Source organism: Variovorax sp. RCC_210 (assembly GCF_041355175.1).
GTDB lineage: Bacteria > Pseudomonadota > Gammaproteobacteria > Burkholderiales > Burkholderiaceae_C > Variovorax.
In genome coordinates this window covers 1,063,299-1,076,889 of record NZ_JBFUPJ010000001.1, presented here as the reverse complement: position 1 = coordinate 1,076,889, position 13,591 = coordinate 1,063,299, and the positions used below count along the sequence as shown (strand labels likewise).

The following is a 13,591-nucleotide window of genomic DNA, read 5'->3' as shown; positions in this document are numbered from 1 at the left end:
GTCGTACTCAAGCCGGTCGATAGGCTGCTGATGCCGCTCGTCGCAGTGCTCAACCCGGACGAAAGACTTGCGATCCCGCTCGTTGCCGTGCTCAAGCCCGTGGACGTTGAAGTCGACAAGCTATCGACGTTGCTGTTTGTGGTACTCAAGCCCGTCGACAAGCTAGTGATTCCACTGGTTGCCGTGCTAAGGCCTGTCGATGTCGAGGTCGACAGGCTGTCCACATTGCTGTTCGTCGTACTCAAGCCGGTCGACAGGCTGCTGATGCCGCTCGTCGCGGTGCTCAGCCCGGACGAAAGACTTGCGATCCCGCTCGTTGCCGTGCTCAAGCCCGTGGACGTTGAAGTCGACAAACTGTTGACGTTGCTGTTCGTGGTACTCAAGCCCGTGGACAGGCTGGTGATTCCACTGGTTGCCGTGCTGAGGCCTGTCGATGTCGAGGTCGACAGGCTGTCCACGTTGCTGTTCGTCGTGCTCAGGCCGGTCGATAGGCTGCTGATGCCGCTCGTCGCTGTACTCAGCCCTGTCGAGGTCGAAGTCGACAGGCTGTCAACGACGCTGTTCGTGGTGCTGAGGCCAGTCGACAGGCTGCTGATACCGCTGGTCGCGGTGCTCAGGCCGGACGACAGGCTTGCGATTCCGCTTGTGGCGGTGCTCAGCCCCGTCGATGTTGAAGTAGACAGGCTGTCGATGCTGCTCGTTGCAGTGCTCAAGCCTGTCGATGTGGAAGTCGACAAGCTGTCGACGACACTGTTCGTGGTGCTCAGACCGGTCGACAGGCTGGTGATTCCGCTGGTAGCCGTGCTCAACCCGGTCGACGTCGATACAGACAAGCTGTCGATGCTGCTTGTCGCAGTGCTCAGCCCCGTCGAGGTGGAGGTCGACAAGCTGTTCACGTTGCTATTGGTCGTGCTCAGGCCGGTGGACAAACTCGTGATCCCGCTCGTCGCAGTGCTCAGGCCCGACGACAGGCTGGTGATGCCGCTCGTGGCCGTGCTCAGCCCCGTCGAAGTGGAAGTCGACAAGCTGGCCACGCTGCTGTTCGTCGTGCTCAAGCCGGAAGACAAACTCGTGATCCCGCTTGTCGCAGTGCTCAGCCCGGTCGACAGGCTCGTGATCCCGCTGGTGGCCGTACTCAACCCGGTCGATGTCGATATCGACAGGCTGCCCACACTGCTGTTCGTCGTGCTCAACCCCGTCGACAAACTCCCGAGCCCACTCGTCACCGTACTCAACCCCGAAGAAAGACTCGTGATCCCGCTCGTCACCGTACTCAACCCCGAAGAAAGGCTAGCGATCCCGCTGCCCGTAGTGCTCAGCCCGGCGAACAGCTGGCTGCCGTTGATCGCATCGGTCGAGGTCGCGGTCACCTGCCCCGCGGCCACGTTGGTGACCTGCCGCTCGGCGCCCGCCGCGCCCACGCTGACCACGCCCACCGGCGCCGCCCCGGCAAACCCGCCGTAGGTGATGCCGCCGACCGTGGCGCTGGAAACGCCGGTCGCAGCCGCGGTCGTGGCGCCGTCGCCCAGCGCCACGCTGCGCGCGACGCTCGCATTCGCGCCCAGGCCGATGGCAATGCCAGACGTGGCCCCGGACGCCACGACCGACTGGCCACCGATGGCGATGGAATCGGTGGCGCCGGCCGCGGCACCGGCGGTGGCGTTGCCCCCCAGCGCGGTTGCGCCTGCCGCCGAAGCATTTGCCAGCCGGCCGAGGGCCGCGGCGTTGTCGCCACCGGCGCTGGAACCGGACCCGATGGCGATGCCGCGGATGCCGCCGGCGTTCGCGGCGAGGCCGAGCGCGATGGCGTTCAGTGCGCCGGCCGATGCGGTGGGACCGATGGCCGTGGCGTTCTGGCCGGCCGCCGCCGCACCGTTGCCGATGGCCGTGGCGTTCTGTCCGCCGGCGTTCGCGCCGGTCCCGAACGCCGACGAACTCGCGCCGCTGGCCTTGGCGGCAGTGCCGAACGCCATGGCGTTGGCGCCGACGGCGTTCGCACCGGCGCCGAAGGCCTCGGACGCCGCGCCGGACGCATTGGCAAGCGTGCCGAACGCCATGGAATTGATGCCGACGGCCTGCGCCGAATTGCCGTAGGCCGTGGACGAGTTGCCGCTGGCGTCGCCCACCGCCAGTGAATTGCTGCCGATGGCGAGGTCGTTGGCGAATGCCGCGTTGGCGTTGGCGCCGATGGCCGTCGCACTGTTGCCGTTGGACCTGGCGCCGGTGCCGAAGGCCAGCGCGCTCGGAGCGGCCGCGCGCGCCGTGTTGCCCAGCGCCACCGCCCCGCCGCCGATCGCGTCGCTCGCATTGCCCAACGCCACGGACCCTTGCCCGATGGCGTTGACCGAATTGCCCAGCGCCACCGCGCCGTTGGCGGCGGTGGTGCCGGCCAGGTTGCCGGCCGCCGTGGCGTTGGCGCCCAGCGCGACGGCGCCGTCGCCGGTGGCGGTGTTGGGGTCGCCGATGGCCACGGCACCGTTGCCCGTGGCCTTCTGGCCGCGGCCGATGGCCACCGCGCCGCCGGTTGCCGTGCCGCTGTTGGCCGTGGTGCCGCTGGAGCCGATGGCCACGTTCTGTCCGGTCGCGCCGCTGGTCACGCCGTCGCCCTGGGCAATGCCGAAGGCGGCGCCGACCGTCGCACCGCGGCCGATGGCAATGCCCGAGGTCGCAGCGGCGCCGACGTTCGACTGCCCGCCGATGGCCACGGAATCGGTCGCGCCCGCCACGGCGCCCAGCGTGACGTTGCCGCCCAGGGCCGTTGCGCCCGTGCCGGATGCATTGGCCAATCGGCCGACCGCTGTCGCGTAGTCGGCGACGGCGTTGGCGGCGGAACCGATGGCGATGCTGCGAACGCCGTTGGCGTTGGTGTTGAACCCGAGCGCGGCGGAGTTGATGCCCCCGGCCAGCGCCGAGGTGCCAACCGCCGTGGCGTTCTGCCCGGAGGCGTTGGCGCTGGCCCCGAGCGCCGTCGAGTTCGAGGCGCCAGCCGCGGCGGAAGTGCCCAGGGCAACGGCGCCCTGGCCCACGGCGTTCGCGCCGTCGCCCTGCGCGATGCCGAAGGCGCCGCTCACGGTGGCACCGCGCCCGACGGCAATGCCGGAGGTTGCCGTTGAGCCCACGCTGGACTGGCCACCGAAGGCCAGCGAATCGGCGGCGGCTGCGGCTGCGCCCGACGCGGCGTTGCCGCCCAGCGCCGTCGCGCCCACGCCGGAGGCATTCGCCAGCCGGCCGGCGGCCGTCGCGAAGTCGGCAACGGCGTTGGCGCCGGAGCCGATGGCAACGCTGCGGCTGCCGCTGGCGTTCGTGCCGAAGCCGAACGCGGCGGCGTTCACACCGCCGGCCCATGCCGAGTTTCCGAGTGCGGTGGCGTTCTGTCCGGCGGCGTTCGCGCTGGACCCGAGGGCCGTCGAATTCGCGGCGGTGGCCTTCGACGTGCTGCCGATGGCGATGGCGCCGGTGCCGTTCGAATTGGCGCCGGAGCCGAAGGCCAGCGCGCCCGCGCCGTTGGCGTTGTTCGCATTGCCCAGCGCGACCGCGCCGACGCCGAGCGCCGTGTTCGCGTTGCCCAGGGCCACGGCACCGTCGCCCCCGGCGTTTTGTGCACGCCCGACGGCCACCGCGCCGCCGGTGGCGGTGTCGCTGTCCGCGGCGGTGCCCGACGAGCCGATGGCCACGTTGTGCCCGGTGGGGCCGCTGAAGCTGCCGTCCCCCTGCGCAATGCCGAACGCGCCGTCGACGAAGGCGCCGCGGCCGATGGCGATGCCCGACGTCGAGACCCCGAGCACCTCGGACTGCCCGCCGATGGCGATGGAATCGGGCGCGAGGGCCATCGCGCCCTTGGTGGCGTTGCTGCCCAGGGCGGTGGCGCCGGCTGCGCTGGCCTGGGTGGTCGCGCCCAATGCAGACGAAAAACCGCCGGTGGCCGCGGCCGTCACGCCGATGGCGACGTTGCGCGTCGATGTCGTGTCGGACGCCAGCCCGGCCGCGGCACCGGAACCCAGGGCGATGTCTGCCGTGTTGAATGCGTCGGAGCCGCCCAGCGCCAGCGAGTTGTCGCCGTGGGCTCGGGTGAACGAACCCAGCGCGGTGCTCCCGAGGCCCGCGGATTCGGCGCCCGTGCCCACGGCGATGCCGTTCGCCTGGCTTGCGATGGCGCTGTAGCCGAAGGCGGCGGAATTGGTGCCGTGCGCCTCCGACAAGGTGCCGAATGCGATGGCCCCGCCCGCCGTCGACTTGGCGCCGTCGCCCTGCGCGATGCCGAACGCGCCGGTGACCGTCGAGCCCCGCCCGATGGCGATGCCCGAGGTGGCGGCGGCGACGACCGATGCCTGGCCCCCCAGCGCAATGCCGTTCGGCGCCGCAGCCTGCGCGCCCTTGGTCGCGTTGGCGCCGATGGCGACCGCGCCGGCGCCCGAGGCGGTGGTCGAGTTGGCCACGCTCAGCGGCGTGGTGCCGTCGCCCCCCGAGCCGCCGATGGCGACCGCGTTGGCCCCCGGCGCGTTGCTGCCGAATCCCATCGCAATGCTCGAGATGCCGCCGGCCGACGACTCCAGCCCGAACGCGGTCGACCAGCGGTTCGCCACGCTCAGAAAGCCCAGCGCCGACGCGCCGATGCCCGTGGCGCTGGCGAAGCTGCCGTACACCGTGACCGAATTGAAACCGCCCCCGCTCGCGTTGCAGCCCGCCACCGACGAATAGGTGCCCGAGCCGTCCGAGCTGGGCGCGCCGACGCCGGCGGGCCCGTTGGTGGTGGGGCCCGGATTGATGCGGCCTGGCGCGACGGAGGCACCCGTCGCGCAGGTCGAGCTCATCAGGATGACGTCCGCCAAAGCGGTTCGCGGCCAGGCCTGCAATACGACGAGCGCCGCGGCCGCCAGCGCGAACTTCAACGCGGTCCGGCGGCCCGCGCGGTTGGGCTTGCCGCGTGCCAGGCTGGTTTCCGGAACCGCCACCCACGCGCCGAGGGACGCGTTAAAGGCGCTTCGAAACGACTTGTTCATGGGCCGCGCCTGCTTTCTTGCAAAGCCGCTCGCAGCGCTGCGTGCACAGCATCTGCGGACTCCCCTGTGAGCTACCCCGGACCTCCTGCCCGGACCGGCTGGAATTCGCTCTGGAAATTCGGCTCTACAAGGCCCTATGAATTGCGCGGCGAAACCAGCGTTTTTATTTTTACGCCCAATCGCTGCAATTTCATACCCGGCTAATACGGGTTTTAAGCTATTTGTTTTTAATTGCGCGCCAATTCTCTCGAATTCTCTCCATTTGCAGGAAATGGCGGCGCTTTTGAATTAAGACGGCGCTTTGTCTAAAAAAGAGAGCCCATTCCGTTCGGCCGGGCGTCCTCGATGCCGAGCATGCGCAGCTTGGTCAGCGCGCCGCCGCCGGCGGAAAAGCCGCCGGGCTTGTTGCCGGCGGCCAGCACGCGGTGGCATGGCACCACCGGCGCAAAGGGGTTCAGGCCCATCGCCTGGCCGACCGCGCGGGCCAGGGTCTTGTCGCCAAGTTCCTGCGCAATGTCGCCATAGGTGCGCGTCTGCCCCGGCGGAATGCGCCGCGCAATGGCGTAGATGCGCTGGTGAAATTCCGACACACCACGCATGTCGAGCGCAATGTGCAGCAGGTCGTCGTGCTTGCCTTGCAGCAAACCCTGGATGGCGGCGATGGCGCGCTGCGCCATTTCATCGGACTCATCGGCCTCATCGGGCAATTGCTCGCGCAATTCCGGAAACCGCCGCCGCATGCGCAATCGGGTGGCCGGTTCTCCGTCGTCGGCCGGCAATTGCACGCCGACCAGCCCCTGCGGCCCCCACGCCAGCGCGCACACGCCGATGGCGGTGTCGAACAGCGCAAAGCCGCTCATCAGGCCTCCTGCAGCGCGTGCTGGCGCGATGCCAGCACCGCGCCCAGCCACAGCGCGATGGCCGACGCCACCAGGCCGCGCGCCAGGCCGCCCGGCCCGTCGGAGATCCAGCCCGTGACGGTCGGCCCCACGATCTGCCCCAGCGCGAAGACGATGGTGAACATGCTGATGCCCTGCGCCCAGCGCGACGACGGCAGGTTGTGGCGCACCAGCGCGGTGGTCGATGCCACCACCGACAAGAAGACCCCGCCGAACAGCACGCCCGACACCAGCGCCACCGGCGCCGACGCGCTCAGCACCGGCAGCAGCGTGGCCACGCCCAGCAAGCCGTTGAGCAAGGCCTGCGGTTGCCCGCCGCGATACCGGTCGAGCAGCCCGGCCCACAGCCGCGACGACGCCACGCACGCGACGCCCAGCAAGGCATAGAACAGCGTGACGAAGCTGGCGCTGGCGCCCTGCTCGCGCAGCAGCGCGATCACGAAGGTCATGTAGCCGATGTAGCCCATGCCGAACAGCGTGTAGCCCGCGAGCGCCCAGCCGAAGCGGCGCAGCGCGACCGGCGGTGCCGTGCTTGCGGTTGCCGATCCTGCTGCTCCCGCTCCCGCGGCCGATGCATGCACCGGCCGCTCGGGCATGGCGCGCCCCGCCCAGGCCAGCAGGCAGGTGGCCGCGCCGCTGGCAACAGCCAGCGCCCACCACGCCCAGGCCCAGCCATGCGGCACTTGCGACGCCTGCGACGCCGCCTTCAGCACTTGCGGCACCAGCAGCGCCGACAGCAGGATGCCGAAGCCGGTGCCGCCGTAGTAGATGCCCAGCAGCAGGCCTCCGCGTGAAGCGCCGCTCGCTGCGTCGGCCTCGCCGAGCCGCGCCGCCAGCAACCCGCCCGCCACGAACACCCAGGCGCTGGCCACGCCCGCCAGAAGGCGCTGCAGCAGCAAGGCCGGCGCGGCGGTGACAAAGCCGCTGCCCGCCATGAACACGCTGGCCAGCACCGCCCCGACCACCAGCAGCCGCACCACGCCAAAGCGCCGCATCAGCGCCGGCGTGATCAGTGCGCCGATCAGGTAGCCGACCGCGTTCGCCGTGTTCATGCCCCCGGCCAGCGCATAGCTCCAGCCCAGGTCCGCGCGCATTGGCGGCAGCAGCAGCCCGTAGGCGAAGCGCGTGATGCCGAGCGACACGGCAGCGCCCATCGACAGCGCAAAGGCGAGCCGCAGCGTGGGCTGCGCGGGAACGGGGGAAGTGAGGGTGGTCGACATCGGAGCGGGGTGGCGCGGCTATTTTGCGGCAGCCCGCACGATCGTGCTGATCTTGCAGCCTGCGCAGGTCAGGCCGTGCCGCCCGCCGCGTCCGCGTGCAGCAGGTGCCGCTCCAGCAGCACCGCCACATGCACCGCCTTTCTTTGCGCGCCGTCTTCGATCTGGTGGCGGCAGCTGGTGCCGTCGGCCACCACGATGGCATCGGGCTGCTTGCGAATGGCCGGCAGCAGGCTGGCCTCGGCCATCTGCATCGACACCTCGTAGTGGCTGGCCTCGTAGCCGAAGCTGCCGGCCATGCCGCAGCACGAGCTTTCGATGAGCTCGGGCTGTGCGCCCGGAATGAGCTTGAGCACCTCCATCACCGGGCTCACCGCGCCGAAGGCCTTCTGGTGGCAGTGGCCGTGCAGCAGGATTGGTTGCGTCGCCGGCTTCAGCGGCAGCTCGAAGCGGCCCTGCCTGATCTCGCGCGCAATGAACTCCTCGAACAGCAGCGCGTGCCTGGCGACCAGCTCGGCCTTTTCGCCGAAGCCCATCACCAGCGTCTCGTCGCGCAGCGTGAGCAGGCACGACGGCTCCAGGCCGACGATGGGCACGCCGGCACGCGCGAGCGGCAGCAGCGCATCGATCAGCGCCTCGGCCTTCTTCTTCGCCTCGTCGACCATGCCGCTCGCCAGGAAGGTGCGGCCGCAGCAGTGGTGCCCGCCGCGCTTCTCGACCGTGTGCAGCACGTAGCCCGCGGCCTGCAGCACGCGCGCGGCGGCGAAGGCGTTCTCGCTCTCGAAGGTGCCGTTGAACGTGTCGACGAACAGCACCGCCGCCTTGCCGCCGCGGCGCGCAATGGCCAGCGCCACCTCGCGCTCGACGAACAGGCCCGGCTCGTTGCCCCTGGCGCGCCAGAAGGTGTCGCTGCGCCACGCGGGCAGCGAGCGCTTCGCCGAGAAGCCCAGCATCTTTTCCCCGAGCCATGCCGCGCCGGGCACGCTGTTGCGCAGGTTCAGCAGCCACGGCATGCGGCTGGCCCTGTGCGCGTAGTCGGGCAGGTTCGCCATCAGCCGGTCTTTCAAGGTGTGGCCGTGGCGCTTCTTGTAGTGGTCCAGAAACTCGACCTTCATCTTCGCCATGTCCACGCCGGTGGGGCAGTCGCGCTTGCAGCCCTTGCAGCCGACGCACAGGTCCATGGTGTCGTGCATGGCCTCGCTGGTGAAGGCGTCGGGGCCGAGCTGGCCCGACAGCGCCAGGCGCAGCGTGTTGGCGCGGCCGCGCGTCAGGTGCTGCTCGTCGCGCGTCACGCGGTAGCTGGGGCACATGGTGCCGGCGTCGAACTTGCGGCAGTGGCCGTTGTTGTTGCACATTTCCACCGCCTTGGCCAGGCCGCCGGTGCTGTCGCCGCCGGTGCCGGGGGCGGTGGTTACCTCGGTGACGGGGTCGGCATCGACGTTCCAGCCCGACCAGTCGAGCACGGGCTTGAGCTCGATGCGGCGGTACGGCCTGGGCGCCGTGGGCGGCGCGAAGCGAAACAGCGCGCCGTCGTCCATGCGCGGCGGGTCGATGATCTTGCCGGGGTTGAACAGGCCGATGGGGTCCAGCTTGCGCTTGATGGCGCGAAAGGCGTCGTTGATGGCGGGGCCGAACTGCCATTCGATCCACTCGCCGCGGCACAGCCCGTCGCCGTGCTCGCCGCTGAACGCGCCCTTGTACTTGCGCACCAGCGCGCTGGCCTCTTCCGCGATGGCGCGCATCTTGGCCGCGCCGTCCACCCGCATGTCCAGGATGGGCCGCACATGCAGCGTGCCGACCGAGGCATGCGCGTACCAGGTGCCGCGGCTGCCGTGCCGCGCGAACACTTCGGTCAGCGCGTCGGTGTACTCGGCCAGGTGCGCGAGCGGCACCGCGCAGTCTTCGATGAAGCTCACCGGCTTGCCGTCGCCCTTCAGGCTCATCATGATGTTCAGCCCCGCCTTGCGCACCTCCCACAGGTTTTTCTGGCGCGCCTCGTCGGGCATTTCGACCACGCTGCCGGGCAGGCCCAGGTCGCCCATCAGCTCGACCAGCTGCTTCAGTTGGGGCAGCAGCGCGGCCTTGTCGGCGCCCGAGAACTCCACCAGCAGGATGGCCGCGGGCTTGCCGATGAGCGCGGTTTCCACCGTGGGCCTGAAGGCCGGGTTGGCCAGCGCCAGCTCGATCATGGTGCGGTCGACCAGCTCCACCGCCGTGGGCCCGAGCTTGACGATGTGCTGCGCCGAATCCATCGCCGCATGAAAGGTCGGAAAGTTGACGATGCCCAGCACCTTGGCGCGCGGCAGCGGCGCGAGCTTGAGCTTCAGGCTGCGCGTGTAGGCCAGCGTGCCCTCGGAGCCGATGAGCAGGTGCGCCAGGTTCACGCTGCCGTCGGCGGTGTAGGGCTTCTCGCTCTGGTTGTCGAAGATGTCGAGGTTGTAGCCCGCCACGCGGCGCATCACCTTGGGCCAGTGCTCGGCCACGGCCTCGCGGTGCTGGCGCGCCAGCCCGCGCACGAACTGCGCGATGCCGGCCGCGCGCACGCCGAGCGAACCCACGGGCCCGAACTCGACCAGCTCGCCGTTCGACAGCCACGCGCTCGCGCCCAGCACGTTGTGCACCATGTTGCCGTAGGCGATGGAGCGCGAACCGCACGAGTTGTTGCCGGCCATGCCGCCCAGCGTGGCCTGCGCGCTGGTCGACACGTCGACCGGGTACCAGAGCCCGTGCGGCTTGAGCTGCGCGTTCAGGTGGTCGAGCACCAGGCCGGGCTCCACCGTGGCGGTGCCCTCCTGCACGTTCACATCGAGCACCTTGCGAAAGTGCTTGCTGTTGTCGATCACCAGCGCCGCGCCCGTGGTCTGCCCGCACTGGCTGGTGCCGCCGCCGCGCGCGAGCACCGGCACCTTCAGGTCGCGGGCGATGTCGATGGCGGTCGCGATGTCGCGCTCGTTCGTCGGCACGAAGGCGCCCACGGGCGTGATCTGGTAGATCGACGCGTCGGTGGCGTAGCGCCCGCGCGAGCCGTCGTCGAACAGCACCTCGCCCTGCGTGTCCGCGCGCAGGCGGCGTGCGAGCAGCTCGCAGGTGTCGTTGGGCGGAAGAACGGTTCCGGCTGGCTGCATGTGGCTGGCGGGATCGATGCGCATGGTGTGGGGGCTTCGGTTTTTTCTTGAGATTCGAGTCCGACTTGTCAGCTCGTCAGCTCGTCAGCTCGTCAGCTCGTCAGCTTGGCTTGGCTTTGGCGCTGGTCTTGGCCACCGGATAGATCTCGCCCGCGCGCAGCAGCTCCAGCACCGTGTCGCGCTTGCGCAGCACGTGCGCCACCAGCACCTTGCGCATGGCGGCGGCGTCGCGCGCGGCCAGCGCGTCGATCATCTGCTCGTGCTCCTGCACCGCGTGCTTCCACTTGGCCTCGTTCTGGTTGGTGCGAAAGCGCAGCGACTGCACGCGGGCGTTGATGGAGCGGTAGGTGTTCGACAGCACCGGGTTGGCGGCCGCGTCGTTGATGGCCGTGTGGATGCGCGCGTTCAGCCGGTAGTAGCCCGAGAGATCGCGCCGCGAGAAGCAGGCCATCATTTCGTAGTGCAGCGCGCGCACCTCGGCCAGCTCTTCGTCGGTGATGCGCTTGGCCGCCAGCTCGCCCGACATGCCCTCGAGCATGGCCAGCACCTCGAAGGTGTCGAGCACGTCGGCCTCGGTGAGCTTCACCGCCACCGCGCCACGGTTGGGCAGCAGGTCGACCAGCCCTTCGGCGGCCAGCAGCTTGATGGCCTCGCGCAGCGGCGTGCGCGACACGTTCAGCTGCAGGCACAGCTCGCGTTCGTTGAGCTTGGCGCCCGGCGCGATGTGGCCTTCGACCAGCATGGTGCGCAGGCGCGACGCCACCTGGTCATGCAGCGCGAGCCTGGAGATCTCGATGATTTCAGCGGTCATGGTTCTTTCCGTTGATTGCATTTTGAATGCAAAAAATCAGGCTCACAAGCGCAGCGCTTCAGGGTAAACCATCAAAACAAAATGCATTTTGAATGCAAAACTGACAAGCGAAAGGACAGTCCATGCTGCAACTCGACATCCATCCCACCGGTCGCCACTTCCTCCAGATTCCGGGGCCCAGCCCGGTGCCCGACCGCATCCTGCGGGCCATGAGCCTGCCCACCATCGACCACCGCGGCCCCGAGTTCGGCACGCTGGGGCTCAAGGTGCTGGGCGGCATCCAGCAGGTCTTCAAGACGAAGCACCCGGTCGCCATCTATCCCGCCTCGGGCACCGGCGCGTGGGAGGCCGCGCTGGCCAACACGCTGAGCCCGGGCGACCACGTGCTCATGTACGAAACGGGCCACTTCGCCTCGCTGTGGCAGAAGATGGCCACGCGCCTGGGCCTGTCGACCGAGTTCCTGGCCTTCACCGGCGCCGACGCGCAACTGCCCAACGCGCCCGGCTGGCGCCGCGGCGTGCAGGCCGAGCTCATCGAGGCGCGCCTGCGCAAGGACACCGAAAAGAAGATCAAGGCCGTGTGCGTGGTGCACAACGAGACCTCCACCGGCGTGACCTCCGACATTGCCTCGGTGCGCAAGGCCATCGACGCAACCGGCCACCCTGCCCTGCTGCTGGTCGACAGCATCTCGGGCCTGGCCAGCGCCGATTTCCGGCACGACGAATGGGGCGTGGACGTGACCGTCAGCGGCTCGCAGAAGGGCCTGATGCTGCCGCCGGGCATCAGCTTCAACGCGCTCTCGCCGCGCGCGCTCGAGGCCGCCAAGCACGCGAAGCTGCCGCGCGCCTTCTGGGACTGGGGCGAGATCGTCGAGATGAACAAGGACGGCTACTGGCCTTACACGCCCAACACCAACCTGTTGTACGGCCTGTCGGAGTCGCTCTACATGCTGCTCGGCGAGGGGCTGGACAACGTGTTCGCGCGCCACCAGCGCTGGGCTGCGGGCGTGCGCGCCGCGGTGAACGCGTGGGGCCTGCCGATCCAGTGCGCCGACCCGGCCGTGTACTCGCCCGTGCTCACCGGCGTGATCACGCCCGAGGGCGTGGACGCCGACGCGCTGCGCCGCCTGATCCACCAGCGCTTCGACCTGTCGCTGGGCACCGGGCTGGGCAAGCTCAAGGGCCGCATGTTCCGCATGGGCCACCTGGGCGACAGCAACGACCTGACGCTGGTCGCCATGCTCGCGGGCGTGGAGATGGGCATGAAGCTCGCGGGCATCAAGCTGGCCGCCAGCGGCGTGCACGCGGCCATGGACCATTTCGCGAGCCATGCAGCGCCTGTGGCGCTGCAGAAGGCGGCTTAGCGCCGGCGGCGCAAAAGAAGGCGGCTTAGCGCCTTCACTACACACCGGCCGCAACGCATCGCTCGAACGATGCGGCGGCCACCTTGCCAGGCGCCATACGACAGGGCCCGGCACGCATCGGACCCCAACACCACGGAGACAAAGATGATGCAAAGACGTTCCCTGATCCAGGCCGCCGCGGGCGCGGCCGCCACGCTGGGCGTGCCCCGGCTTTTCGCGCAGGAGTGGCCTTCGGGGCCGGTGCGCATCGTCGTCGGTTTTCCGCCGGGCGGCGGCACCGACGCGCTGGCGCGCGTGGTCGCGCAGAAGCTCACCATCATGTGGGGCCAGCAGGTCATCGTCGAGAACAAGGGCGGCGTGGCCGGTGTCCTGGCCGCCGACTACGTGGCGCAGCAGCCGGCGGATGGCAGCACCCTGCTCATGGCCCACATCAACAGCCACGCGCTCGCGCCCAGCCTGCAGCCCAAGCTGCGCTACAATGTGGAGCGCGACTTCGTGCCCATCGTGCTGGTGGGCGTCACGCCCAACCTGCTGATCGCCAACCCGGGCCAGAAGGCGTTGAACGTGAAAGACATCGTCGCCGCCTGCAAGGCCGCGCCGGGCACCTTGAGCTTCGGTTCCGCGGGCGCGGGATCGGCCCAGCACCTGGCGCTGGAGATGTTCAAGCTGCAGGGCGGCATCGACGCGCTGCACGTGCCGTACAAGGGCAGCGGCCCCTTGCTGGCCGACCTGATGGGCGGGCAGATCCAGTACAGCTTCGAGACCATGACGGCCGCCACGCCGCATGTGAAGAACGGCCGCGTCATCGCCGTCGCACAGACCCGCACCAAGCGCGCCAAGGGCCACCCCAACGTGCCGACGATGCAGGAGCAAGGCTTCCAGGGTTTCGAGGCCACGACCTGGTACGGGCTGGCCGGTCCGGGCAAGCTGCCGCCGGCCATCGCGCAGAAAGTGAACCGCGACGTGAACACCGTGCTCGCCATGCCCGACGTGCAGGAGCGCCTGGACACCTACGGCGCGGAAGACGGTGGTGGTTCGCAGGACAAGTTCAAGCAGTTCATCAGCACCGAGATCGCGAAGTGGGCGAAGGTCGTGAAGGACGGGAACGTTCACGTTGAGAGCTGAAGTCGTCCTCAGTATTGAAGGTTGCTGTTCGGGGCGCGACACGCCGGCGG

7 protein-coding genes are annotated in these 13,591 nt (G+C 69.4%); 2 read left to right on the top strand and 5 right to left on the bottom strand.

Going from position 1 to position 13,591, the window contains the following annotated elements; genetic code table 11:
• The 5 genes from AB6807_RS05140 to AB6807_RS05120 form a co-directional block, all read right to left on the bottom strand.
• The coding region (locus AB6807_RS05140) for an ESPR-type extended signal peptide-containing protein (protein WP_371084154.1) at positions 1–5,000 on the bottom strand (5,000 nt) is incomplete at its 3' end.
• Between the two features lie 305 nt (positions 5,001–5,305).
• Positions 5,306–5,860 (bottom strand): methylated-DNA--[protein]-cysteine S-methyltransferase, encoded by a 555-nt coding sequence (locus AB6807_RS05135; protein WP_371083729.1) that lies wholly within the window; start codon positions 5,858–5,860, stop codon positions 5,306–5,308.
• Complete coding sequence (locus AB6807_RS05130) at positions 5,860–7,119, bottom strand: YbfB/YjiJ family MFS transporter (RefSeq protein WP_371083728.1); 1,260 nt, start codon at positions 7,117–7,119, stop codon at positions 5,860–5,862. Before AB6807_RS05130 ends, AB6807_RS05135 begins: the two co-directional genes overlap by 1 nt.
• Positions 7,120–7,187: 68 nt before the next feature.
• Complete coding sequence (locus tag AB6807_RS05125; RefSeq protein WP_371083727.1) at positions 7,188–10,265, bottom strand: FAD-binding and (Fe-S)-binding domain-containing protein; 3,078 nt, start codon at positions 10,263–10,265, stop codon at positions 7,188–7,190.
• A gap of 76 nt (positions 10,266–10,341) precedes the next feature.
• On the bottom strand, positions 10,342–11,052 hold the full coding sequence (locus AB6807_RS05120; RefSeq protein ID WP_116909071.1) for a GntR family transcriptional regulator: 711 nt from the start codon (positions 11,050–11,052) through the stop codon (positions 10,342–10,344).
• A gap of 122 nt (positions 11,053–11,174) precedes the next feature.
• On the opposite strand from AB6807_RS05120, the gene AB6807_RS05115 reads away from it, so the two are divergent.
• On the top strand, positions 11,175–12,416 hold the full coding sequence (locus AB6807_RS05115) for an alanine--glyoxylate aminotransferase family protein (RefSeq protein WP_371083726.1): 1,242 nt from the start codon (positions 11,175–11,177) through the stop codon (positions 12,414–12,416).
• Between the two features lie 147 nt (positions 12,417–12,563).
• On the top strand, positions 12,564–13,541 hold the full coding sequence (locus AB6807_RS05110) for a Bug family tripartite tricarboxylate transporter substrate binding protein (RefSeq protein WP_371083725.1): 978 nt from the start codon (positions 12,564–12,566) through the stop codon (positions 13,539–13,541).
• Positions 13,542–13,591: the final 50 nt, after the last annotated feature.